This is a genomic window from Pseudoalteromonas luteoviolacea H33-S, assembly GCF_001625695.1.
GTDB classification, from domain to species: domain Bacteria; phylum Pseudomonadota; class Gammaproteobacteria; order Enterobacterales; family Alteromonadaceae; genus Pseudoalteromonas; species Pseudoalteromonas luteoviolacea_B.
On the sequence record NZ_AUXY01000111.1, the window covers coordinates 16,366 to 40,771 of the forward strand.

20 protein-coding genes are annotated in these 24,406 nt (G+C 42.8%); 16 read left to right on the top strand and 4 right to left on the bottom strand.

What is annotated here, in order from left to right; translation table 11 throughout:
- Positions 1–70: 70 nt before the first annotated feature.
- Together N477_RS21845 and N477_RS21850 are read left to right on the top strand one after the other, a co-directional pair.
- A complete protein-coding gene (locus N477_RS21845) occupies positions 71–763 on the top strand; it encodes a methylamine utilization protein (protein ID WP_231098089.1) in 693 nt (230 codons plus the stop codon).
- Positions 756–2,015, top strand: a complete 1,260-nt coding sequence (locus N477_RS21850) for a hypothetical protein (protein WP_231098088.1) — start codon at positions 756–758, stop codon at positions 2,013–2,015. The genes N477_RS21845 and N477_RS21850 overlap by 8 nt, the downstream gene beginning before the upstream one ends.
- 34 nt (positions 2,016–2,049) lie before the next feature.
- Here N477_RS21850 and sthA read toward each other — a convergent pair whose 3' ends face one another.
- The gene (sthA, locus tag N477_RS21855) at positions 2,050–3,486 is read right to left on the bottom strand and encodes a Si-specific NAD(P)(+) transhydrogenase (RefSeq protein ID WP_081216423.1); all 1,437 of its coding nucleotides are present in this window, start codon (positions 3,484–3,486) and stop codon (positions 2,050–2,052) included.
- Positions 3,487–3,531: 45 nt separating this feature from the next.
- Positions 3,532–4,665, bottom strand: a complete 1,134-nt coding sequence (locus N477_RS21860; RefSeq protein WP_063361617.1) for an acyl-CoA desaturase — start codon at positions 4,663–4,665, stop codon at positions 3,532–3,534.
- A gap of 111 nt (positions 4,666–4,776) precedes the next feature.
- Between N477_RS21860 and fabR the strand changes: the two genes are divergently transcribed.
- The 13 genes from fabR to N477_RS21925 all read left to right on the top strand — a co-directional run bounded on the left by fabR (position 4,777) and on the right by N477_RS21925 (position 22,831).
- On the top strand, positions 4,777–5,388 hold the full coding sequence (gene fabR, locus N477_RS21865) for an HTH-type transcriptional repressor FabR (protein WP_063361616.1): 612 nt from the start codon (positions 4,777–4,779) through the stop codon (positions 5,386–5,388).
- Positions 5,389–5,833: 445 nt separating this feature from the next.
- The gene (locus N477_RS21870; protein ID WP_063361615.1) at positions 5,834–9,169 is read left to right on the top strand and encodes a M4 family metallopeptidase; all 3,336 of its coding nucleotides are present in this window, start codon (positions 5,834–5,836) and stop codon (positions 9,167–9,169) included.
- An 85-nt stretch (positions 9,170–9,254) separates the two neighbouring features.
- A complete protein-coding gene (locus N477_RS21875) occupies positions 9,255–11,318 on the top strand; it encodes a Hint domain-containing protein (protein WP_063361614.1) in 2,064 nt (687 codons plus the stop codon).
- 51 nt (positions 11,319–11,369) lie between these two features.
- Positions 11,370–12,617: a hypothetical protein gene (locus tag N477_RS21880; protein ID WP_063361613.1), complete on the top strand. Its 1,248-nt coding sequence runs from the start codon at positions 11,370–11,372 to the stop codon at positions 12,615–12,617.
- Between the two features lie 10 nt (positions 12,618–12,627).
- Positions 12,628–13,500 carry a GEVED domain-containing protein gene (locus N477_RS21885; RefSeq protein WP_063361612.1) on the top strand — a complete coding sequence of 291 codons (873 nt, stop codon included), beginning with the start codon at positions 12,628–12,630 and terminating at the stop codon, positions 13,498–13,500.
- A gap of 11 nt (positions 13,501–13,511) precedes the next feature.
- The gene (locus N477_RS21890) at positions 13,512–14,990 is read left to right on the top strand and encodes a hypothetical protein (protein WP_063361611.1); all 1,479 of its coding nucleotides are present in this window, start codon (positions 13,512–13,514) and stop codon (positions 14,988–14,990) included.
- Between the two features lie 54 nt (positions 14,991–15,044).
- Positions 15,045–16,109, top strand: a complete 1,065-nt coding sequence (locus tag N477_RS21895) for a hypothetical protein (protein WP_063361610.1) — start codon at positions 15,045–15,047, stop codon at positions 16,107–16,109.
- A gap of 168 nt (positions 16,110–16,277) precedes the next feature.
- Positions 16,278–17,090: a PKD domain-containing protein gene (locus N477_RS21900; RefSeq protein ID WP_063361609.1), complete on the top strand. Its 813-nt coding sequence runs from the start codon at positions 16,278–16,280 to the stop codon at positions 17,088–17,090.
- A 399-nt stretch (positions 17,091–17,489) separates the two neighbouring features.
- Positions 17,490–19,037 (top strand): 2-isopropylmalate synthase, encoded by a 1,548-nt coding sequence (gene leuA, locus N477_RS21905; RefSeq protein WP_063361608.1) that lies wholly within the window; start codon positions 17,490–17,492, stop codon positions 19,035–19,037.
- The gene (gene leuB, locus N477_RS21910) at positions 19,034–20,110 is read left to right on the top strand and encodes a 3-isopropylmalate dehydrogenase (RefSeq protein ID WP_063361607.1); all 1,077 of its coding nucleotides are present in this window, start codon (positions 19,034–19,036) and stop codon (positions 20,108–20,110) included. The genes leuA and leuB overlap by 4 nt, the downstream gene beginning before the upstream one ends.
- A 29-nt stretch (positions 20,111–20,139) precedes the next feature.
- The gene (leuC, locus tag N477_RS21915; protein ID WP_063361606.1) at positions 20,140–21,543 is read left to right on the top strand and encodes a 3-isopropylmalate dehydratase large subunit; all 1,404 of its coding nucleotides are present in this window, start codon (positions 20,140–20,142) and stop codon (positions 21,541–21,543) included.
- A complete protein-coding gene (leuD, locus tag N477_RS21920; protein ID WP_063361605.1) occupies positions 21,540–22,139 on the top strand; it encodes a 3-isopropylmalate dehydratase small subunit in 600 nt (199 codons plus the stop codon). The genes leuC and leuD overlap by 4 nt, the downstream gene beginning before the upstream one ends.
- Before the next feature lie 89 nt (positions 22,140–22,228).
- Positions 22,229–22,831, top strand: a complete 603-nt coding sequence (locus tag N477_RS21925) for a hypothetical protein (protein WP_063361604.1) — start codon at positions 22,229–22,231, stop codon at positions 22,829–22,831.
- A 51-nt stretch (positions 22,832–22,882) separates the two neighbouring features.
- Here the strand turns inward: N477_RS21925 and N477_RS21930 are convergent, their stop codons facing one another.
- On the bottom strand, positions 22,883–23,266 hold the full coding sequence (locus N477_RS21930) for a hypothetical protein (protein ID WP_063361603.1): 384 nt from the start codon (positions 23,264–23,266) through the stop codon (positions 22,883–22,885).
- Positions 23,267–23,326: 60 nt separating this feature from the next.
- Here N477_RS21930 and N477_RS21935 point away from each other — a divergent pair, with 60 nt between their 5' ends.
- Positions 23,327–23,785, top strand: coding sequence for a TerB family tellurite resistance protein (locus N477_RS21935; RefSeq protein WP_063361602.1), 459 nt, complete (start codon positions 23,327–23,329; stop codon positions 23,783–23,785).
- Here the strand turns inward: N477_RS21935 and N477_RS21940 are convergent.
- Positions 23,782–24,303, bottom strand: coding sequence for a sigma-70 family RNA polymerase sigma factor (locus tag N477_RS21940; RefSeq protein ID WP_063361601.1), 522 nt, complete (start codon positions 24,301–24,303; stop codon positions 23,782–23,784). The genes N477_RS21935 and N477_RS21940 overlap by 4 nt on opposite strands.
- Positions 24,304–24,406: the final 103 nt, after the last annotated feature.

Below are 24,406 nucleotides of genomic sequence, written 5' to 3' on the forward strand. Positions count from 1 at the left end.
ATGAATGCATAATTTACGTCGTCCGGTCTATACTCAAATGAAAAACAAAGCCGGATAAGGATTGTGCTAGATGCAACTGACGCAGCAAGTAAATAGAGTGACTACAAAGCGAGCAGGGTGGCAATATGGGCTCATGCTGAGTACTTGCATGGTATCATCGTGTGTATTGGCAAAGCCTATCACCGTGCAGGTGAAAGATGCTGAGGGAGAAGCGGTTAAAGATGCGGTGGTGTGGTTTGAAAGCAGCCAGCTACCACTGTCTGCCAATACACTTCAACAAGCCTACAAAATGGGCCAAAAAGAGCGTGCTTTTACTCCACATATTTTGGTGGTGCCCAAAGGGGCCGAGGTATCTTTTCCTAACTACGACTCGATTTTGCATCACGTTTACTCATTTTCCCCTGCACAACCGTTTGAATTTAAGCTGTATCGTGACAGCCCGCAATCTCTCAACTTTGGTAACACCGGCGTTGTTGAGTTGGGCTGTAATATTCATGATTGGATGTTGGGCTATATTCTGGTGGTAGACTCCACCTATTTTGCGCTTACCAATGGAGAGGGGAAAGCCACTATCGAGCTTCCAGATACCCCAATTGATAGTTTAACCATGCAAGTCTGGCATGAAGGATTTGCCAATCTAGATAAACCTGAGAGCCAGACCATAACAGTATTACCTACTTCCAATTCTTTGATCTATCAACTTGATCAGTCGTTGTTTAAGCCCAAAGAAGACTTCTCAGATGAGTTTGATGATTATGAATAAAGCCACTTTACATACGCTTGCTGCACCGTCAATGTGTTTACTGCTAGCCGGACTTATGAGTGCCCCGATACACACCTATGCTGCACAGCATAAAGGGCAAATTCAAGCCAGTTGGCAATCAAGTAGTGCTTATCCGTCTTGGTATGCATGGGGAGCGTCGGTGAACCGCTTTGGGCAAGGAGATGATGGCGTCAACATTAGCAGAGCGTTGTTGCAATCTCGCTTTGAGTTGGGCGATAGTTGGGCTGCGCACAGCAGTGTGCAGTATGTGCCCGACCCTGAGGCCAAAATTGGGTTTACGGAATTATTTGCAGAATATAAACCCGTCGTAGAGGGGGCCTATCAACCACAAGTGCGTGTAGGTGGGTTTTATCCGAAAATGTCGTTGGAGAATCCGGACATTGGCTGGTCTTCGCCATACAACTATGGTTACTCTGCTATCAACGCATGGCTTGGCGAAGAGCTTAGAGTGATAGGTGTCGAGGCCAGTATCAAGCGCAGTGGTAAGCGGTTAGCAAAACCCAGCTTACACAATTGGCAATGGGTTGCGGGGCTTTATAAAGGTAATGATCCCCTTGGTGCTGTGCTGGCATGGCGCGGGTTTGCACCACATGATAGGCAATCTGTTTTTAATGAAGTACTGGCATTGCGTCCAACAACGGGCTTTATGACACCGCAATTAAGCAAGCAAGCGTGGCAAATAGAGCCATTCACTGAGATTGATGGCCGTTTTGGATATTATGTTGGGGCACATTGGAGCTATCAAAACCGCCATGACTTGCGAGCATATTGGTATGACAATAATGGCGATCCAGAAGTGCTTAATTATAAAACGGGTCAATATGCTTGGGACACCAAATTTTGGAGCCTGGCGTATAAGTACAAGATCACTAAGCAAACACATGTGATTGCCCAAGCAATGGCGGGGAATACGGCGATGGGGTTTTCTCGCGGCGTAGATAATGACTTTGACAGTCAATTTATACTGCTGACGCATCGCTGGCAGGCATTTAGAGTAAGTGGCCGTATTGAGCAATTTAGAGTTCAAGATATGGACCATTGGGCGTTTGACCCTAACGAAAGTGACGGCGGGGCTGTGACCACGACCGTTAAGTGGCGTTATTCAAAGAGCTGGCGCTTTGGTGTTGAGTTTCAATACTTAGAGACAAAAGTGGCCAATCGTGCCGATGATAATTTGCCTACCCGTCAGCAAGAACACTTATGGCGACTCAGCGGGGAATATCGCTTTTAGATAGCGGCTGAGGGGACAGCCGCTTTTTGACGGGTTAGTCACATAGCCTATTGAGACCATTGAGGGCCGCAACACGATAGGCCTCTGCCATAGTTGGATAATTGAAGGTTGTATTGACAAAATACTCTACGTTATTGCCTTCGCCTTTTTGCTCCATAATGGCTTGGCCGATGTGCACAATCTCAGAGGCACGCTCGCCAAAGCAGTGGATCCCCAAAATTTCTTTGGTTTTGCTATGGAATAGTATTTTCAAACTACCTACTTCAGTGCTGGCGATTTGTGCTCGTGCAAGGTGTTTGAACTGTGCTCTGCCGACTTCATAAGGGATTTTCGCTGCGGTCAGCTCTTGCTCTGTTTTACCAACGGAACTCATTTCTGGGATAGTATAAATCCCAGTTGGAATATCGGTGATCAAGCGCTCATCACATTGACCGTTTGCAATGGCATTGGCGGCAATACGGCCTTGGTCAAACGCCGCACTCGCAAGGCTTGGGTAACCAATGACATCGCCGACAGCATAAATATTGTCAACTTGGGTTTGATAGTACTCGTTAACACGCAATTGTCCGCGACTATCCGCTTTGAGACCTACAGCGCCTAGGTTCAAGCTATCAGTATTACCCGTTCGACCATTGGCCCATAAAATACAATCGGCTTTTACTTTTTTACCAGACTGGAGGTGCAAAATGACGCCTTTGTCACTGGTCTCTACTTTGGCAAACTCTTCGTTGTGACGGATCACGATGCCACTGTTCCAAAAGTGATAGCTCAATGCATCTGAGATTTCATCATCCATAAAAGAAAGCAATCTATCTCGTGTATTGATCAAATCAACTTTCGCGCCAAGACCTTTAAAAATGGACGCGTACTCACAGCCAATCACCCCTGCACCGTACACGATGACGCGCTGCGGATTGTGCTCAAGGCCAAGAATGGTATCACTATCGTAGACGCGCGGATGATCAAAGTCGATTTCAGGCGGACGGTAAGGTCTAGAGCCTGTGGCAATGACAATGGTTTTCGCGGTGAGCACATCTTGAGAGCCATCTAGGTGCGTTACGCGCACGGTATTGGCATCAACAAAGCTGGCTTCACCTTGGTAAAGGTGAATGCGATTGCGATCATAAAAGCTTGATCGCAAAGAGGACTGCTTACCAATTACATCACTGGCATGGTTTAAAATGTCTTGAAACGTCAAGCGTTTTGGGCGCTCGGTAAAGCGATATAAAGGATTGGCTTTGTATTCGATAAGACGACTGACTGAGTGTCTGAGTGCTTTGGAGGGAATAGTTCCCCAATGAACGCAGCCACCGCCGACAGATGTTTGCTTTTCTATGACTGCGACTTTACGCTGGCTTTTTGATAAGTTCATTGCCGCGCCTTCACCACCTGGACCTGTGCCGATGATTATGGCGTCATATTGATAAGATTGTGAGGGTTGCTCGCTGGGTGTGTCTTTGGATTTAGTCACGGCCTCGCCTTACTTGCTAATTGGGGAGGCCGATAAGGGTGCGGGTTAGCTCGCTGCGCCTTTTAACAGCCTCGAGTTTAATGCCAACCATGCTTGTTTTTGTGAATGCCACGCTTGCTCTAATTCAGAGTATTGTTTGTGTAGCGCGGATTGTTCACACTGTTCTAAAACGGCATGTTTTTTAGCTTCGAGTAATTGCCTTTGAATTGCACAGAAGTTCTGTAACTTTTTCAAAAGCAAATCATATTCTTGTTGTAACAATGTAAGCTTATCTTGTGCTAAAGGCAATTTTGCAAGGGTAACTTTCGTTTTATTCAACAAGGTTTCCGCTTTGGCTTTTTCAATACGCTCCACCGGTGTACGCTTTAACTTACTGGCAAGGCCAAAGAATGACAGAGCACGGATCATCCATTTCGTTGGGTCGTAATGATACCAGCGGATCCCATTACGGTAGTCGCTTGCAAAAATATGGTGGAAGTTGTGATAGCCTTCACCATAAGTTAGTAACGCCAAGAAGCCATTGTCACGGGCTGTATTTTTCTCTGTGTAAGGGCGGCTGCCCCAAATATGTGCCAGTGAGTTGATGAAAAATGTAAAGTGTTGCGATAGCACTAAACGTAGTACACCGGCTAATAGCAACATGCCAAATACATCGCCCAGTGCCAGTCCAAGCAGTAATGGGATACCAATATTAGTCAGTAGTACGAGTTTTAAATAATGTTTGTGCTGCCACATTACGATTTTGTTACGTTGCAAGTCGCGCGCATTGTTGTAATCACCATAGCTTTCCCCTTGGTAATCACGCAGCATCCAGCCAATATGGCTGTACCAGAACCCACGGGTAGCGGCATAAGGGTCTTTGACTGGGTCATCTACCTGACCATGGTGTACGCGGTGATCACTACTCCAATGAAGAATACTATTTTGCAAAGCAAAGGCTCCGCCCAGCGCAAAAAATACTTGGATCACAGGATGTGTTTCATAGGCCTTGTGCGCCCAAAGGCGGTGGTAACCAGCGGTGATAGACATGCCAGCGTAAAACATACAGGCAATGAATGCTAGCCAATGAGTGAGGGTATAACCATATTCAAACCCGTACCAAGGCACCAAGGTCACGGCAGCTAAAAAAGACAGACTAAAGAAGATGACATTAGTCCAAATAATCGGCGGTTTTTTCATTTTTTAAAATCTCAGCGTACACTTGTACGCTAAAATAGTATTTCATTCTTGCGCCGTCAAGTATTAGACTGCCCAATTAGCATATTGGGGTAAATAAATTAGGGGTCATTCATGTCAGGTGTGCGCGCACAACAAAAACAAAAAACTCGACAAGCACTGATAGAAGCAGCGTTTAATCAGCTCAGTGCTGAGCACAGTTTTTCTAATTTGAGTTTACGTGAAGTGGCCCGTGAAGCGGGGATTGCGCCAACCTCGTTTTATCGTCACTTCAAAGATATGAATGAGTTGGGCTTGACGCTGGTGGATGAAGCTGGCCTCACTTTAAGGCAATTAATGCGTCAAGCAAGGCGACGTATTGCCAGTGGTGGCAGCGTAATAGATACCTCTGTGCAAACTTTTATGGAATTTATTGAGACGTCAAGTAACCAATTTCGATTACTCTTAAGAGAACGTTCCGGCACTTCCCCTGCTTTTCGTGCAGCAGTCGCCAGAGAAATAAAGCACTTTATTTTAGAGCTTGCACATTATCTTGAGTCAGAAACCAAGGTGGACTCTCATCATGCTTACATGCAGGCAGAGGCTATGGTGACCTTGGTATTTAGCTCAGGTGCCGAAGCACTTGACCAAGACCAGCAACAGCGCGCTGAGTTGACTGCCCGTTTAATATGGCAACTTAGGTACATAGCAAAAGGTGCTGCGGGTTATCAAAAAACCTCGATTTAAAATTACCAATTACTTAAACCATATAAATAATTAATGTCTTGTCCAATAGCGATATAAATCGCTAACGGACACTATGTTCAATTCTCAATATTTATTTTATGTCTTGTTCCCTATTTAATATTTAGTGGACTAATACATTTAACCCATTTATTCAGCTTATTCTCTTTTTTTTACTTCTAAAAACACAAAATTGATTTTTTATCATTATTGTTATTTTGTTTAGTTCCTTTTTGATTCCTGTTACTTTATTGTAATTTCCCTATTGGGGTAGTGGGTTTTGTGCCTTCAGTATTCACTTTATATTTTCATTAGGTGCTTTTTTTTAATTTTTGATGTAATTACTCTATACAACCCAAATTCTATATAGTATAAAATGCGTTCAAATAATGTTGAGCAATGTTAAAAAGTAATATTGTTGTTTGTTACAATTAAAAGGATGGATTGTATGAAACATGTGGCTGCTTTTTTTGGCCTTTCATTAACTATGTTGCCTGTGTGTACTGCCTTGGCAGCAGTGGAAAAGACTTCACTGTATAATAAGCAGTTTTTATGGCATGAATTGGAAAGCTCACTTCTTAAACCCACAGAGTTTGCCTCGACGAAAGCTGAATTAAAAACTATTAATAATGATCAAAATATTCAATATAAACTTGTTAAAAGTGTTGGTAAAGGCAGCACCTATGACCATTATCAAGCGTATTTTAATAACCAACCTATATTAGGCAGTAATCTTGTCGTAGCACGCAATAGCAACGGGTCAATTCGACAAACTATGGGTAAATTACTCTCTGGTAGTGCTAAGGCGAAAACTGCTGTATACCATGATGTGATGCAGCCTACTTTAGAGCAAACAATCAGCGAACTCAGTGTGCTCGAAGGGGCTAAAATTGTCGATATAATGACAGCTTATACATTGATAGATGGTGATTTATTGCCTGTTATTCAAGTTAAAACTAGGCTGCATGGGCGCAGTGAGCGGTGGGTGCTCGATGGCAATAACTTGGCTATATTATCAAAGCAAGATGATACTTTGTATGCAGTTGCTCCTGATTCATTACAAGAGCAAGGGTATCAAGTAGGCGGTGGTATTGGTGGCAATACTAAGCTTGGTGCAATTTGCTTTTCACCTAGCCCTAGTAGTATGAGTAACTGTACAAGCTATCAATATGATAGTTATAACCCTGTCGGCCAAGAATTGTTGTTTGAAGATTTAGATCGCGATGCGATTTTTGCAGAGTTCAATGGATTTCCATTTGTTATCAAAAAAGAAAATGGAAACTGTATTCTTGAAAATCCATACGTTACCACTTTTGATATGGAAAAGTCTGAGACTGAGCCTGCTTCCTATGTCTGTCAACAGAACAATGAAAACTTCGTTAAAAGTGAGATTGATACAAACTACAATGCACGCTTGAGCTACAGTGCAGTCAATGAAGGACATTTTAATGGTGGCTTAGTGATGCAGTTTTTCCATAAAAAGTTGCGTGAATTGTTTCCAAACCAGTCAGTAGATTGCTCTAGCTCAGGTTATTGTATTAAGCCGCTGCAGCAAAAAGTAAATCACCATACCATTTTTGGTTCTAATTTCGCTTGGTGGGACGGTGCCTACGTTAATTATGGCCCTGGTGACAATGGTTATCAGTTTTATTCATTTACTGGATTGGGGATCGTTGCACATGAAGTTGGGCATGCGATCACTGAATGGAACTCAGCTATTGGTGCCAACAGTCATATCGACTATGCCATTAATGAAGGTCTATCAGATATCGCAGCACTTGCTGCCCTTGACTATTTTCAGCACGCAGCAAGCGGAGCTTATACTCAATCCCAGTCATTTGTAGATATGTTTATAGAACAACAGGGACAATATAGTACCAACCGTAAATGGTGGTATGGCTGGGATATTGTAGTTGGTGATCATGCAATGAGGTATTTCGAACTGCCTTCATGGGATGGCAGAAGCATTGATCATTGGAAAGACTTTACCAGTGCCAAAACAGGCCATGACAACGGAGGTGTATTGCGAAAAGCTTTTTATGAATTGGTAAAAACACATAATTGGAGTATTCAACAAGCATACAATTTATTTTTACGTGCCAATGCTTCTCAATGCTTATTCGCGGGTATGACAATTAATGAATTTGGCTTTTGTTTAATTGATCAAGCGAGTCATATCACAGTTGATAATAAGGCTGCGGAAGAAGTCATCAGTGACATTGCAGATAGTTTAGCTGGGGTTGGTATTTCAACGGGTATAGGTTTATCTACCTTAGATGCTGATATTTGGTTGAATTATAACACTGTTAATTATGATTTAAGCCGTCTTAACCCTGGCACAATTACACAAATTGAAGTCCATTGGGGTGATGGTCAAATAGAAAAATGGCATCAAAGTGATAACACTGCAATTTATCCATTCTTGAAGCGCAAAAAAGTGCTGGCAGAAGATCAATTAGTGCGCTTTGCGCTGCATGTGACGACAGTAAGTGGCACAACATCCTCAGCCTTTAAGCACTTTTTTACTCGCAAAGCCGAGGCGTGTGCGCCCTATATGACTAATGATGTTTTATACACTGACTCCATTTCGTTTGGAGGACATGAGTTTAATGGGTTGCCAGCCGGCTATACACCATATATAACTTCGCCTTTTGCACTGGCAACAAAGCAAGATTATACCATTAACTTTTCTCAAGATTTAACGGGTAAACTGCTCGATGTATTTTTTGATTACAATAAAAATGGCAAATTGGAGTTGGACGAAAACATCGTTAGCGAACAAAGAATATCTGGGAAATCGGCGTCTTTTAATATTAATCAACAAATCTCCCCGGGCATGGGAGTACTGAGAATTGCTATTTCAACTGGAGAATTAGATTACTATATTTGGGATGGTTGTGGCCTTGTTGATAATAGCCAAGTACTTGATGTGATGTTAGATATGGATTCAGTTGCATTGCCAATTATTGCTAACTTTGGCATTGAATATCTTGAAGGAAATCGCGTTAAATTCACTAATAGCTCTCAAGTAAATCCGAATAAAGCGGTTAGTTATCTGTGGCAATTTGGCTTTGATAATAAAACTAGCCGTGTAAAAGAGCCTAGTATAATTGAGTACCCAGAAGGCGGTGGTCAGTTTGATGTATCTTTACAGGTTAGTTATGACGATAACAGTGACTTGGATACCAAATCAAATAAGGTTTATTTGGCGCCCATAGAACAGTGCCCAGCTAAAATCAGATATGCGGACAATGCAGGTGTTTTATATATAGATGAACTTAAATTGTTCAACTATAATACCGAGCTTGCAATATTACCTAGTGCCCCAGGTTATAATCCGCAAGGGTATAGCAAAGCTGTCTTAGAAAATTTCAGTATGGATCATAAGTCTAATTTGAGCCTTGAAGTCATGACTAATTTAATTCCGCGCTCTACAGCAGAGAGCCTATTAAACAATAGTAATCGTGGTATTCGCTTTACAATATGGCTAGATGAAAATCGCGATGGCGTTTTCAGTGCTGATGAATCAAGTTTTGGTAATGATCCCAATTATGATTATTGGCTGGACAACAGTACTTGTCGCACTCTCAATGACCAAGAGTATTGCCAGATTAAGGCCATCAAGTCTATCAATCTACCGCGACTGCCTTGGTATGATAGGTCGAAGAATTTTGACATTCGCGCAAAAATAGAAGAGCACCCACAGTATTCTTATAAAAAGGATGCGTGTAACTTGTTTGATTATGGGGAAATCCACGATCTCCAGCTCAAAGTTACACGATAAATATCACTAAATCGCTCGCAGTCATGTAGGCAAAGGTCACTTTGCCTACGAGCTACTTTGCATCACCATAAAAAAAGGAAACTTTATGAAACTTGTTAGCCTAGCAGTGATCGCTGCTTTGGGAGGGGCTTCGTTGTGTGCAACTGCTGCGCCAGTCCTATTTGAAAACCCAACAATTCAAACGATTGTCCAGCCGGATGCATCATTGAGTGAGTTTGAGCAGGTGAAACTTCGTTTAGGCCAGCACGGCTTAAACGAGAAAAATCGTCCGCATTTATTCAAGGTATTAAGAAATACTGAGCGCAAAAAAATGCAAGAAAAAGAGCAGGGCTTAGCCACAACTAGTTTGGCAGAGTCCTCAAATGCGATGTGTACAACTTCGGATCAAGTCTGCTCTTTCTTTAAAGACTTAGGCTTTAAAATTGCTACTGGGACGGATCAACAGGAGTATATATTCGTCTCTGCAATCAACAGCGAAGCAAGTTCTACCGTGTACACTTATATGGACTTGACTTTAGTTAATGAAAATAACCAACCTATCACCGTCCCTCGTGTTTTAGAGTACTTTGGCGAGGGGAGTAGTACACAAAAGCGCATGGATATTAGTTCAGTTGGAAAAGTGAATGAGGTCTTACCTAAGTTAATGGCAGCAGAGAGAATTTACGCCAATACATGGGTAGTGGTTGTGTATATTGATGCAACAGGTGCGGAAGTTACTGAGGCGAAACAGATGCGTATAGAGTATCCAAAAGAGACGATACTTGCTGAATTAGGCTATGTGAGATCGTATGCAACAGCCCGTGATTTACCAATGCAAGCTGCTATGCATGACCCTAACAATGAAATGTCTATTTTACCTAGTAGTAGCTATTACGATAGGATTGACAGATATGCACTTATCCAATATGACATTATAAACCCTAAAGATAAAAAAGAGATCAAAGACGATAAAACTCTAAACCGTATTAAGGTATGTTTAAACCGTCGTTATGACGACTGTGATATTGACGCTTATTATGACCCAGGCACCCCTAATGAGCAGGTAAAAGTGGTTGTTCCTTTCACAGGATACAGAGATATTCTGGGTAAAGTAACCAAGATTTACCGTCCTGATTGGTCGACAAAAAATGTTACTTATGATGATAAAGGCAACCCAAATTACATCATTAACCCAAAAGGTGAGCAGCCTTTTGGCCTCTATCATGGTTCTGAGATTTTTATTCAAACTAAAGAACTCGGGGGGGCCTCTGTTCTTGGTGCTGGATATCAAGGTTCTAATTATTTATTTTCAGATTACATCTCTTTAAAGCTTTTTAGAAAGCCAATTGGAAAACCAAAAGAAGGTCAGCCGCAAAAGTATATCGATGTTACTCGTTTATCCTGGAATATTCCTAGATCGAAAGGTATATTTGGCGATGCACGCCTCTATGGCCGTTATGAAGATGCACACTGGATCATGAACTTAGCGTTTGAAGTTGAGCAGCAGTTTGGACCAACAAAGCAAATTAGACACTTTGCCTATGTGATTGGAAGCCAAGATATGCCGAAACAGCAAACGTTTGTTGACATTGATCATCCACCGCTGCAAATGGTGTTCAGCTGTTTGGCAAAAGGGTCAAAAATTAAGCTTGCCAATGGTAAAGAGCTAGCAATTGAGCAGTTAAATGTAGGAGATACAGTGCTAGGTGCTAGCCAGTTTGCGCCAAATGTCCATATGCCACTAGAAATTAAGGATATTTCTATAGGTTCTGAGACACAGCCAATGGTCAAATTAACCACCGAATCAGGTAAAGAGCTTCTGCTTACTGAGTCTCACCCTGTTTTAACGCAAGCTGGTGTATCAGCTTGGGCTAATAAGGTTCAAGTTGGCGATCGCATTCGAACGAGTAATGGTCTTGAGTTGGTAAGCAAGGTAGAGGAAGTGAAGTACGATGACCACGTCTATAACCTTAAGTTGGCAAGAACAGCTGATGATCCTAACCATAGCCCTGGTGAAACCTTCTCTATGTTTGCAAATGGACTGCAAGTGGGCGATTTAGCAATGCAAACAGACAATGAGTTTGAAGAGGTTGTTGAAACAGAACAAGATGTTCTTAAGCGCATTCCTGAAGCGTGGCACAAAGATTACCTAAACAGCTTGAACAAATAGGACACAAATTAGCAGAGGCCTAATCTAGGCCTCTTCACGGAGTGAAAACAAATGAAAAAACATAATTTCATTAGCCTTGCGCTGGTTTTATCTGCAGTTCCAGCCATTGCTCAAGTATCAGATTCCCCACAGACGCTAAGTGAATTAAAAGCTTTATCAAGTGAGACAAAAAGCATTGATTTAGTGCCGCTTGGCACCGCCTATCAAAGCAAAGGGGATGTTTTATTAGGGCTTCAATCTGTGCAGGGCACAGCCGTTGAACACTTGGGTAATACCAATATCGATTTTCGAGTCGGTGTTGATTTAAGTTATGAGCAAGCACTAAAGCTGATTGACGGCAAAGTCGATGCTGGCTTTAAGTTTCCAGCGGTGCGTGTTGATGCTGGGGCAAATTACGCCAAAGATATCAGTGCGGATAGATACACAGGCACCTATAGCGTGTATTCATCAGTGAAGCCCAAGTCCCGTATTTTGATGCCAACAGGTGAAGATGGGTATCAACCAACACAGGCAGCAAAAGAATTGGCGCAAGCATATCCTGGCAATAAGGCTGCCAATTTAGGAGATGGCTTTGTTCAAGGATTTGCTTACGGTTCAAATGTGGTTATCAATATGAAAATTGAATACCGCAATGAGGAAGATAAACGCAATATTGGTGGTTACCTAAGTGTTGATTGGATTGGCAACATAAAAGTCGATGGTAAATTACAAAAGGTTGATGAAGAAAAGCGTCAGTCGGTAAAAATTTCGATCAGTGGTTATCAAAGTGGCGGCGATCCTAACCGTCTGTTAAATATTATTCCCAATGGCATCATGCGGTGTACTTTGCTTAATCCAGAGCCTTGTTTCAATTTATTTGAAGCTGCAGTCAATTACTTAAAGTCAGATTACATCAACCAGTTTGATACGTTAGATGATTACAACATCACTGAGAGCTATATCACTAGGTACCTAGATTCAGGAGCAGGCTTACAGCAATTGATCCCAGATGCAGGTTACACCCCAGTGAACTATTTGACTAAATTGGTCATTAAGGAATTAACTGCGCGCTGGATCGAAGAGCGCCTAACCTACCGTAGATCTAAAAATTTACAGCGTTACTATGCTGCACAATTCTCTCCAGAGCAGCTAGGGCAATTGCAGCAAATTGAGAACTCTAGCCGTGCCAATGCAAACTTATTCGCTGACATGGTTGACTACTGTGAGCGCAACCCAGAAGGTAATTATTGCATTGATTATGAAGCGGGCAATCTCACTTATTATCGAGATTACAGCGCGATCAGCGACGTATTAAAGTAAGGAAACCATCATGAATAAGCTAACAACGAGAACATATGTTTCGTCAATCGCGCTTGTTTCTTCATTACTGGCATTGGGCGCGCAAGCTCAAACACAAAAAGATGAATTAATACAACAAGCCCAATATAGTGAATTAGGCGATGTACTCACGCCTGCTGAAGCACAGGGTCGTTTTGCTTGGTTAAATAAGTGCTATGACGGCTTATTGGTTGAAATGTGGGAACAAATGTTCGATACGCGGGAAATCATTCCAAAAGACCAAAAAATTCAGCAGCTGAGGGAACTTTGGTTGTCCCAGGAAAAAGTGGCGGCGGGGCAAGCTCAATATGTTACTTTCGCGAATGAAGACTTTACTAACCCATATGAATGGACTGCTGGAACAAGTGAAAATCAAGCATGTACTATTATGCCTCCAGAATATCAAGCGGTAGCGTTGAAAACAACAGTATTAAAGCATAAGTACTGTGAAAATAAGAGTTATAACAGTGAATGGGAGTGGATTGAAAGTGTTAAGGTCGACGGCTTTGAACATGTATCTGGTTCTCATAACCATACAATGGTTTCAGGAAAAGCATTGACATTATCCGCCAACAAGCGCACACAATTTACAATTACGCCAGGCAAAATTATACCAGAGTACCCAGGTTATTTTGCATTACGAGCTTGGGTTGATTGGAATCACAATGGTACATTTGAAAGCAACGAAATGATACATCACTCAACTGGCGAAGGGGTATTTGAATTTACCCATGATATACCTACAGATGTACCTAAAGGCATTACTGTCATGCGTTTGGCTTTGGATGCAGGTGGTGGTTTCAACAACGCATGTACACGCATTCAATATGGCGAAGTTGAAGATTACCTGGTAACAGTTCGTTAAGGAAAGATGATATGAAACCTATTTATTTATCAGTTATTGCGATGGCATTAACTGGGCAAAGCGTCGCAGCACAGACATCCGCTTCAGATGTTTCAAGCTCAAACTTATCAGGCTCTGTGATCTCAGGACTAATTAACGATCATGTTGCGATTGGTACGGCGTATGACAGTCAAAAGAAGCGTTTTCTCAATGTGCAGCCGGTATCAGGGGTGATTGATGAAACCTTTGGAAACACAGAACTTAAGTTCAAAACCGGCATAGATATGAGCTACGATGACATGCTCAATACGCTGAACGGCAGCGTGGATGTCGATGTCAATTTCCCTGTTGTGCGCGTATCTGCGGGTGCCTCTTTAGCAAAAGAAATGGCGTCTAGCACGTATTCCAGTTCCTATACTTTCAGTGCGGCAAGCACACCTAAAAAGCGTTTGTTCTTACCCAAAAATCAAAATCAGGGCTTTGTGTTGTCACAAGTGGGTAATGACATTGCGAACAATCACCAGACAAAGCTTCAGACCTTGGTGGGCGATGAGTTTGTTACTGGCGTTGAATACGGCGCGAGTGTGCTAGTAAACCTTAAAATAGATTACGGGAGCAACAAAGATAAATCAGAGATTGGTGGTTATCTCGACGTTGATTTGTATGGCGGTATTTTTAAGGTTGGTGGTCAGCTTAAATATCTTAAAGATGAAACTAAGTCATCGGTAAAGATTACAGTTCGTGCAGTACAGCAAGGGGGAGATCCTAAGCAATTATTGAGCGTGATCCCAAATAATATCATTACTTGTTCGTTAGATAATCCAAAGCCATGTTTTGATATGTTTTATGAAGCGGTTAAATATTCAAAAACAGGCTTTAATTCACAGTTGAATAGCTTGAGCGATTATAACGTTGTACGTTATTACACCACGCGCTATGAGAACTCATCACTGGCGCTACGCGGCTTAGTTCCTGAGTACCAAATTGTGCGAAATGCGACTAAGTGGTTGACGACTGAGCTTGAAGATGACTTTAAGCAAGCGATTTTGGATGAGCAGCGGGCTGACAAACTACTCAATAGTTATTATGCGTATTTACCGGAAACACAGCGTATTGCCGTTGAGCGTATTAAGAATTTAGCTTATGACAATGCGTGGTTTTTCTTTAATGCAGCACAGTTTTGCCGCGATAACCCGTTTGGGTATGCGTGTGAAAACAAAGTGCAAGAAATGAAGAGTGCCTGTGTACAGCGCGGTAAAGCCTGCCCTGCAAGTTATAACGTGACGGATTTACAGCTGCCAAGCACTGATCAGCAAGACTGGAAGCAGTGTGAGTTAGCCAGACAAGAAGCTGTCAGAGCTGGTGTGGTCACTGAAGAGGAAAGTGCACGTTTTCGTAATCTACGTTGGGCACCTACCTTTATTGAAGCCACAGCACCTGCGCGCGGGATCTTAAACTGGCGTTTATGTGAAGGTGCACTTAGCACTTATGGCAATGCCTTTGCCCAATAAGCTGAATATAGCCGTATAGTTTCTGAGCTATACGGCTTGTTTCAAGGAGCGGATATGAAAATCTACTTGGCAGCCATTGCTTTGTTGTCTTGTTTAGCTCATGGCAAGGTGTATTACAGTGAAAAAATTACAGCATCGGATCTGGGGAAGAGTTTCAATTTTAACAGTCACACTGTTGAACAGCCTTGCTTGCGAGGAGATGTTCAATATCATCCAAGCTTATCTGGTCGCTTAAACTATTTTCAAAGAGTCGATGAAACGTTAATTCGGCGTCGCACATTTGGTGAAGTACATGGCGGGGTCAATCTCTTTATAATCGCTGGTAGCGTATCGACTTCCATGACACACCGTAATGCGACTGACAGCTTGTCATTGACTTCACAGTTACATCTTGAGTTTGAGGAAGGGTATGACACGCTGGAAAATCGCACATTAAATAATAATATAGATATTGGAAACTGTGGTCATAGTTTTATTTATCAAGTGAACTACGGTCGAGATCTTTTTGTAAATACCAGGCTTCACTTTAAAACTGAAGAAGACTACAAACGCTTTGTAATTAAGGTCAAGATCCGTTTATTGTTCTTTAAAAAAACTTTTACCAAAGTTAAGGAGATTGAAAAGTATGCAGAGAATGCTGTTTTTAGCGTAGACGTGAATTCTAATGGACCGCTACCTGTTAGGTTACAAAAGCAACTCAATGAACGGCCGACTTATTGTAGTGGTAGTAATATAAGTCCCTGTCTGGATACTCTACATGAATTGGTTTCGTATACTTTTGATAATGATGGGTTAGCAAAAGATTTAGACTCATTAGAAAAGGTGCCTCGCAGCTTTGTCGTAAAAAGTTTCCAAGACTCTGGTCATTATGGCGCACAAGATTGGGTAGCCAGCCGGACTACCGAAGATGAGATGATTTGGCGACGAGCGGATAGCTACTATGGCAGAGCGGTACGTGATTTAGAGCGTGCAAAAGCGTTTTTACAAGTCGCGACAGATGACGAAAAAGTGCAAGCACAAATTGATTATGATCAAGCAGTAATAAAGTTAGCTGATGCAGAAGCACTTAAATCTCGCTGTTTTGAAAATCCACTTCTATCAGAGTGCCTTAGCCTTTAGCTTAGGCAATTTACAGAGGCTAGTCATAGCCTCTGTGGCTCAAATATCAGACCAAAATACTTTCTATTTTTTGTAACGCGCTATTAACATGCTTGGAGGCACAAGATATACTGGTTATGGCAGTGATGTCTTTTGATATTACTGAATTATATATATCAAGGAGCTGATATGAAAAAGTTGATTTCTACATTATTGATCACACTTGCGTTGCCGTTGGAGGCCAACCAACTCGATTATTTTTGGGATTTTGGTGACGGTACAGTCTCACATCTCGCTGAACCTGAACATCAATATGACGCTGTCGGGATTTATTTAGTTAAAAGGCAAGTTTATCAAAATGGCGTTTTGATTAAAGAGAGCGAAAAAGAGGTTGATTTAGTCACTCCAAAGATTGTTGAGCTAGACATTACCTTGCCTGAGCTAATTACTGAAGAAGAGCAAACTCAAATCACGGCACAGTTAATTACAAGTGAGCCATTGGAGGCAATTCGATACCAATGGTACTTAGATGAACAGCCACTTAGTGATGCGTTAAGTGAGCCGGTGTTAGACCACGTATTTAGTGAAGCCGGAACATATGTACTGGCATTGAACCTGCTATGGGAGCAGGCGACTGTAAAGTCACTTAAGGTTGATATTCTTGTTGAAGAGCAAACAGATCCGGGCGATGGTGATACAGACCCAGGTGATGGTGATACAGATCCAGGCGATGGTGATGCAGACCCAGGCGATGGTAATACAGACCCGGGCGATGGTGATACAGACCCAGACGGTGGTGACAAAGCCCCAAGCGATGGTGACAAAGTTCCTGATGATGAAGGTGGCGACGATGGTGATACACCCGATAGTAACAAATCACCAGATAGCGGTAGCACCGATGACACTGCCAGTAATCGTGTCGAGCAAAGCAGCGGAGGAGGCAGCTTAGGCATTGTGAGCTTGCTCGGTTTATTATGCTTTGCCCTTCGAAGACGAAAATAAATGAGAAAAACCGCCTTTTTGGCGGTTTTTTTATACACAATATTTAATCTATCTATAAGCGAAGTTTGTAGACTCGCCTTATATCTCCTTCCCTTTTTATGCATTATTTAACCTTATTTTCAGGTTTTTTTGGTGGTCTTGTTTTTAAATTTAGTATCCGATCACGTATTGTTGAAAATTTTATGCTTGATCTGTGCTTTTTGGACGTGTTACAACATAGTTAATACATCAACAGGTACGATTGCTCACAATGAAAAACATCATGTTACTGACAACTTTGCTTAACCTCTTACTGATTAATTTAGATAAGGGCGGGGCTTAGTTGCGTGTATGAGCAACCAAATAGCAAACCCCGCCAATGAGCGGGGTTTTTTATTTTGCGCGAGCGAGGAAATAGGAATGCAGGACAAGGTTTGGATTTTTGATACAACGTTAAGAGATGGCGAGCAAGCACTGAAAGCGAGCTTGACAGAAGAAGATAAGATTCAGTTAGCGCATACCATAAGTCGACTGAATGTCGATGTGATGGAAGTGGGCTTCCCAGTGTCGAGTCCTGCTGATTTTAGAGCCGTTCAGCGTATTGCGCACGAAGTAAAGGGACCTGTTATATGTGGCTTAGCTCGTGCAATGCCAAAAGATATTGAAGCCTGTGGATTGGCATTGCAAGGGGCCGAACGACCTCGTATTCACACCTTTATCGCGACTAGTCCGCTGCATTTAGAGCATAAATTACGCAAGTCTCTAGATGACGTCATCGATATGGCGGAGCGCTCAATCAGACAAGCTTTACAGTATACCGATGATGTTGAGTTTTCTTGTGAAGATGCTGGTCGCACGCCATATGCTGATTTATGCAAGGTGGTTGAACGCGCTATTAAAGCGGGCGCGACGACCATCAATATACCTGACACAGTGGGCTACACCACGCCTGATGAGTTTTCAGCCATTATCCACCATTTGCGTAACAACGTGCCAAATATTGATAAAGCAAGATTGAGTGTACATTGCCACAATGATCTTGGTTTAGCGGTTTCAAATTCGATTGCCGCCGTGCAAGCAGGCGCGAGGCAAATTGAATGTACCATCAACGGAATTGGGGAGCGTGCAGGGAATTGTTCACTTGAAGAAGTGGCGATGATCATGAAAATGCGTGAAGACCATTTAAAAGTACAGACAGATATTCGCAGTGAAGAAATTTATCGCGCGTCTCGCCAAGTAGCGACAATTTGTAATATGCCGGTACAGCCAAATAAAGCCATTGTAGGCGAAAACGCGTTTGCGCACAGTTCCGGTATTCACCAAGACGGCGTTTTAAAAGCGCAAAATACCTATGAAATTATGGCACCAGACATGGTCGGCGTGCCGAATAACCAACTAAACATGACCTCTCGTTCTGGCAGACACGTCATCGAACACCGCTTATCAGAGCTGGGTTATCAATCACATGACTACGATATGGACCAGCTTTATACCAGCTTTTTGGAGCTGGCGGATCAGAAAGGCACTGTGTATGACTACGACCTAGAGGCCATGATTTATTTTAATAAACTCGCCGAACAAGATGAGTTTTACCAGTTACAGTTTGTTAATGCATCTTCTAATTCTCAGTCCATTGCTAGTGCGACTGTGGGCATGAGCCTTGGCGGTGAACTCATTCAAGAAGCGGCGACAGGCAATGGCCCAGTCGAAGCTGCATTTTTAGCGATTGAGCGGATCACAGGTCAAGCTGTAGAGATGATTGAATATAACCTAGAGGCGACAGGTCAAGGAGCAAGCTCACTTGGCCAGGTGAACATCATTGCAAAATGTGATGGTCGCCAATATCACGGCGCAGGTCTTGCTGCAGATGTCGTTGAAGCATCAGCGCGAGCCATGATCCGTGTTTACAACTTAATCGATAGGGCGCGAAAAGTGTCTAACCTTAAACAACAAAGGAAAGCAGGATGAGTCAAAAAAGTTATCAAGTCGCAGTCTTGGCAGGCGATGGCATAGGCCCTGAGGTAATGGCTGCTGCCCAGCGTGTGCTTGAACGCGTGAGTGAAGAATTTGCGTTTCAATTAAATTTGGTTCATCAAGCCATTGGCGGCGCTGCAATCGATGAATTTGGTGAGGCATTACCAGCACATACATTGTCTGCATGTGAGCAAGCCGATGCAATCTTGTTTGGCTCTGTAGGGGGACCAAAATGGGCTGATTTACCACCGGAAAAACAGCCGGAGCGTGCATCTTTATTACCACTTAGAAAGCACTTTGGTCTATTTTGTAATCTTAGGCCTGCGCAGCTTTTACCGGCCCTGAGCGCGGCATCGCCACTGCGTGAAGACATCAGTGCACAAGGGTTTGACATTTTATGTGTGCGAGAGCTAACAGGTGGGATCTACTTTGGTGAAAAGGGCCGTCAAGGCAGTGGTGACAGTGAGTTTGCTTTCGATACACAAAAGTACAGCCGTAAAGAAATTGAGCGCATTGCACGTTTTGCTTTTGATGCCGCACGTTTGCGTCGTAATCATGTTACATCGGTTGATAAATCAAATGTTTTAGCATCCAGTGTATTGTGGCGAGAGGTCGTGATTGAAGTCAGCCAAGATTATCCTGATGTCACGCTTGAGCATATCTATATCGATAATGCTGCGATGCAGTTGGTGAAGCAACCTAGCCAGTTTGATGTGCTTTTATGTGACAATTTGTTTGGCGATATATTGTCTGATGAATGCGCCATGATAACCGGCTCTATGGGGCTACTACCGTCGGCGAGTTTAAATCAGTCTGGGTTTGGTTTGTATGAACCTGCTGGTGGATCTGCCCCTGATATTGCAGGCAAAGGCATTGCAAATCCAATTGCACAAATCTTAAGTGCCGCTTTAATGTTGCGTTATTCACTGGGTGAAGATGAGGCAGCCAGACGCATTGAAAAAGCCGTCGCAGAAGCCGTGGCACAAGGGGTGGGTACGCCAGATATATATCCACAGGCAGGGTATACCACGCAAGATGTTGCGCAAGCGATAGTTGATCGTATTTAAGATCCGTTTTTAAAGGAAGGATGTAGCAAGTGGCACAGACTTTATACGATAAGATTTGGCAATCCCATGTGGTTGCGCAAATTAATGAACAGACTGATTTACTGTATATCGACAGGCATTTAGTACATGAGGTGACGTCCCCGCAAGCATTTGCCGGTCTGAGAGAGAAAAATCGCCCAGTACGTTGTCCAGGAAAAACCTTCGCGACCATGGATCACAACGTATCAACCAAAAGCCGTTCGATTGATGCGGCCAGTGAAGTGAGCAAAAATCAACTTCAAGCGCTGGCAAATAATTGTGCTGAATTTGGTGTCGAGCTTTATGATTTGGAATCGATTAATCAGGGGATTGTTCATGTCATGGGGCCTGAACAAGGGATCACATTACCCGGCACAACTATAGTATGTGGTGATAGCCATACGTCGACCCATGGTGCTTTTGGGGCATTAGCACATGGTATCGGTACCTCAGAAGTAGAACATGTTTTGGCAACGCAAACACTGCAGCAGAAAAAAGCGAAGTCACTCAAAATTCAGATCAACGGTTTACTGCGACCAACCGTCACCGCAAAAGACTTAATTATGGCTGTGATCGGTGAGCTCGGCACCGCTGGTGGTACCGGTTATGTTGCAGAGTTTTGTGGCACTGCCATCGAAGCCTTGTCGATGGAGTCACGTATGACGCTTTGTAACATGAGCATAGAGATGGGCGCAAAGGCCGGTCTAATTGCCCCTGATGAGATAACTTATGCCTATTTGCAAGGACGTCCTTTTGCACCAAAAGGTGACGATTTCACTCACGCCGTTGCGTATTGGAAAACGCTGCATTCAGATGAGGGGGCGCAGTTTGATCGCGTGGTTGAAATGGATGCTGAAGACATTCAGCCTCAGGTGACGTGGGGCACGAGCCCCGAGCAAGTGATTGGCATTGATGAGTTGATACCAAATCCGGATGAAGAGCAAGATCTTATCAAAGCTGACTCCATGCGATCAGCACTGCGTTATATGGGGCTCGAAGCTGGGCAGAGGTTATCTGATGCTAAAGTTGACACGGTCTTCATTGGCTCTTGTACCAATAGCCGCATTGAAGACTTACGCGCTGCTGCAAAGATAGTTGAAGGTAAAAAAGTCGCTCGAGGTGTAGAAGCGCTGATAGTACCGGGCTCTGGTTTAGTAAAACAACAGGCTGAGCAAGAAGGGCTCGCTGATATTTTCATGGCCGCGGGCTTCGAATGGCGTGAACCTGGTTGCTCTATGTGCTTGGCCATGAATGACGATAGATTAGGTGCTGGCAAACGCTGTGCATCTACGTCGAATCGTAACTTTGAAGGCCGACAGGGTCGGGGTGGACGAACCCATTTGGTTAGTCCGGCAATGGCGGCTGCGGCGGCAATCGCAGGTCGATTTACAGATATCCGAGGAGCGCAAAGATGAGCAAGTATCATAGTGGGTTAATGGCGCCATTGGATAAAAACAACGTTGATACTGACCAAATTATTCCTAAGCAATTTTTAACGTCAACGAGTCGAGATGGTTTTGATAAAGCACTTTTTTACGATTGGAGATATTTAGACAGCGGCGAGCCTGATCCAGAGTTTGTGCTGAATTTTGAGCGTTATCACGGTGCTACGGTCTTATTGACTCGGGACAACTTTGGCTGCGGTTCGTCTCGTGAGCATGCACCTTGGGCACTTAAGCAATATGGCTTTAGTGTGATCTTGGCAGAAAGTTTTGCAGATATTTTCTTCAATAACTGTGGCAACAACCAGATGCTGTGTGTGGCATTGTCAGCTGAGGTGTTAGATGGTTTATTTGCGGTGTGTGAATCGCACCCGCAAGTACACATAGAGATTGATCTTGAAAACCAAGTGATTTGTAGTGAGCACTTTGCTGATATTCCCTTTGAGGTCCGTTCGGATATCAAGGCGAGGTTACTCAGTGGTTTAGATTTTATTGGAGAAACAGAGCAGCTTAATCACTATATTGATGCCTTTGAGCAAAAGCTACAGGCTGCAAGGCCGTGGCAATAATTCTTGAGTTCTAAACCAACCATCGCATTTTTTTGCCATTATGCCAAAGGCGTTCTAGTCTTTGGCTTTTCATATTTAGGAACAATTCGATGAATAAGTTTACAGCTTCTTTATTAGCTGCAGCGACCGTAATCGCTAGTAGTGCTGCTATTGCTCGCCCTGCGCCTCTTGTCTCTATTCCAACTCATGATGCTTTTTTTGATAAAATTAAAGCGCATTGTGGTAAAGCATATGAGGGCAAAGTAACAGTAGATAATCAGGGTCCTAGCGCATTCAGCGAAGAGCGGTTGGTGATGCATGTTCGTCGTTGTAACGAACGTGAGTTGCAAGTTCCATTTCATGTTGGTAAAGATGCATCGCGTACTTGGATCATTACTAAAACAGGCAGTGGCCTGAGCCTTAAACACGATCACCGTCATAAAGACGGTAGTGATGATAAATCTACTATGTATGGTGGCCACACTGTCGATGCCGGTTTTGACAATGTGCAATCATTCCCAGCTGATCAATATTCAAAAGAATTGTTCATTCAGCATGCTATTCCACAATCAATGGGTAATACATGGCAGATGTTTATCTATGATGATAAGTTTACTTATCGCTTAGTACGCGAAGGCAGAGAGTTTAGAGTTGACTTTGATTTAACTAAACCAGTTAAAGCGCCAAAAGCACCGTGGGGATATCAAGACTAACCTTGGTGTTATCAGCCAGCATCTCAAACTTGGATGCTGGTCTCTAGTAGGTTATTTTTCCTCTTTTACACATTTCACTTCAACGCGCAGATCTGGCTGATATGGGCGAGGGTAAGTTGGTAAGCGATCAAATTTTTGTACGCCTCCGTGCAATAATATTTGTGGTTTGACGCCACCGCATAGCTTTTGACTATGGCGCAATAAAAACACACTTTGTTGCAAAAAATGCTCGTAAGAATCCGATTTTATCTGTAAGTAATAATGGTCATCGTTATACTTAATTTGTTCGTAATGTACTTTGTGATCAAAATCATAGTACTTTTCAGTAACGCCGAGTTTGTTTGGCGTGAAGTTACAGGCACTGAGTAAACTAAGAGATATAATTGTGAGTATTTTTACGGCGAGTTTATTGGCTAAAGTGTTGCTAGGCTGCATATTTACAATCAAACCATTGATAGAGCATTTATTTACTAATTGTATCAAAAGGGGCGACAATTGTTAGAACGTATAAAGCTATTTTTAAATAAATTCGATTCACAACCTGAGCATCCTGCACCAGTAGATTTTGCAACTGCGTTAGGTGCTTTGATGGTTGAGGTGATGAGGGCTGATAATGATATCGCCCCTGATGAGTTAAAGATGATAACTAAGCTGTTGCAGCAGCACTGTCAGTTATCAGCCGATAACAGTGATCTTATCTGTAGCAAGGCACAGCAGTTGGTTAATGAAGCAATTGATTTACATCGCTTTGTGAAGGTCGTCAATGACAATACCAGTGAAGAAGCGCGTATTGAAGTGATTGAGTTGCTATGGATGGTTGCATTTGCAGATGGCAAGTTAGATCCACAAGAAGACTATACTGTACGCAAATTAGCTGGTTTGATGTACGTAGCGCATGGCGACTTTATTGCCGCCAAGCTCAATGTAAAAAATGTTTTGGGGCTACCAGATTAGTGAGCCACAGCACCTGCTTGCAGTTCATTCTGACAAGATTGGATCGCTTCTTTAATCATAAAGTTCACTAACGTTGGTGAAATATGGTACATTTTGGCGATTTCTTTCTGCTTCAAACGACCATCTCGGTAAAAGCTGACCACGTTTTGATGGCGTTTAGATAGCTTACCAATGGTGCTATTCACCTTGTCTGATAGTTGCGCATCAATATACTTTTCTTCAAGGTTTGAGCTCTCGTCATCAAACTGTTCATTTTGAATAGACTCTAAGTCCACTAAAGACTCACGAGTTTGTTTTCGGATCATATCAATGGCAATGTTTCTCGCAACCTGATAGCAATAGCTTTTGGTATTTTTGACCTGACAATCTTGGCATTTAGACATACCTGATAAGCGTAAAAACGTATCTTGTAGGGCATCCTCGGCCAGATATGGGCAGCGTAAGATGTTATTCAAATAAGCCAGTAATTTTGCCTCATTCTCAGCAATCACTTTAGACCACTTGTTGCACAGCTGCACTGTATTCACTCCTATTTGTCTTGAAAGTTGATCCGTAATAGATAATGCGAATTATTATCACTATTATGTTATTTTGATCTTCTATTAACAGTCAAGTGTTTTA

Coding starts and splice junctions, on each gene's coding strand:
- N477_RS21845 (WP_231098089.1), top strand. CDS start 71: ATGCAACTGACGCAGCAAGTAAATAGAGTGACTACAAAGCGAGCAGGG.
- N477_RS21850 (WP_231098088.1), top strand. CDS start 756: ATGAATAAAGCCACTTTACATACGCTTGCTGCACCGTCAATGTGTTTA.
- N477_RS21860 (WP_063361617.1), bottom strand. CDS start 4,665: ATGAAAAAACCGCCGATTATTTGGACTAATGTCATCTTCTTTAGTCTG.
- fabR (WP_063361616.1), top strand. CDS start 4,777: ATGTCAGGTGTGCGCGCACAACAAAAACAAAAAACTCGACAAGCACTG.
- N477_RS21870 (WP_063361615.1), top strand. CDS start 5,834: ATGAAACATGTGGCTGCTTTTTTTGGCCTTTCATTAACTATGTTGCCT.
- N477_RS21875 (WP_063361614.1), top strand. CDS start 9,255: ATGAAACTTGTTAGCCTAGCAGTGATCGCTGCTTTGGGAGGGGCTTCG.
- N477_RS21880 (WP_063361613.1), top strand. CDS start 11,370: ATGAAAAAACATAATTTCATTAGCCTTGCGCTGGTTTTATCTGCAGTT.
- N477_RS21885 (WP_063361612.1), top strand. CDS start 12,628: ATGAATAAGCTAACAACGAGAACATATGTTTCGTCAATCGCGCTTGTT.
- N477_RS21890 (WP_063361611.1), top strand. CDS start 13,512: ATGAAACCTATTTATTTATCAGTTATTGCGATGGCATTAACTGGGCAA.
- N477_RS21895 (WP_063361610.1), top strand. CDS start 15,045: ATGAAAATCTACTTGGCAGCCATTGCTTTGTTGTCTTGTTTAGCTCAT.
- N477_RS21900 (WP_063361609.1), top strand. CDS start 16,278: ATGAAAAAGTTGATTTCTACATTATTGATCACACTTGCGTTGCCGTTG.
- leuA (WP_063361608.1), top strand. CDS start 17,490: ATGCAGGACAAGGTTTGGATTTTTGATACAACGTTAAGAGATGGCGAG.
- leuB (WP_063361607.1), top strand. CDS start 19,034: ATGAGTCAAAAAAGTTATCAAGTCGCAGTCTTGGCAGGCGATGGCATA.
- leuD (WP_063361605.1), top strand. CDS start 21,540: ATGAGCAAGTATCATAGTGGGTTAATGGCGCCATTGGATAAAAACAAC.
- N477_RS21925 (WP_063361604.1), top strand. CDS start 22,229: ATGAATAAGTTTACAGCTTCTTTATTAGCTGCAGCGACCGTAATCGCT.
- N477_RS21930 (WP_063361603.1), bottom strand. CDS start 23,266: ATGCAGCCTAGCAACACTTTAGCCAATAAACTCGCCGTAAAAATACTC.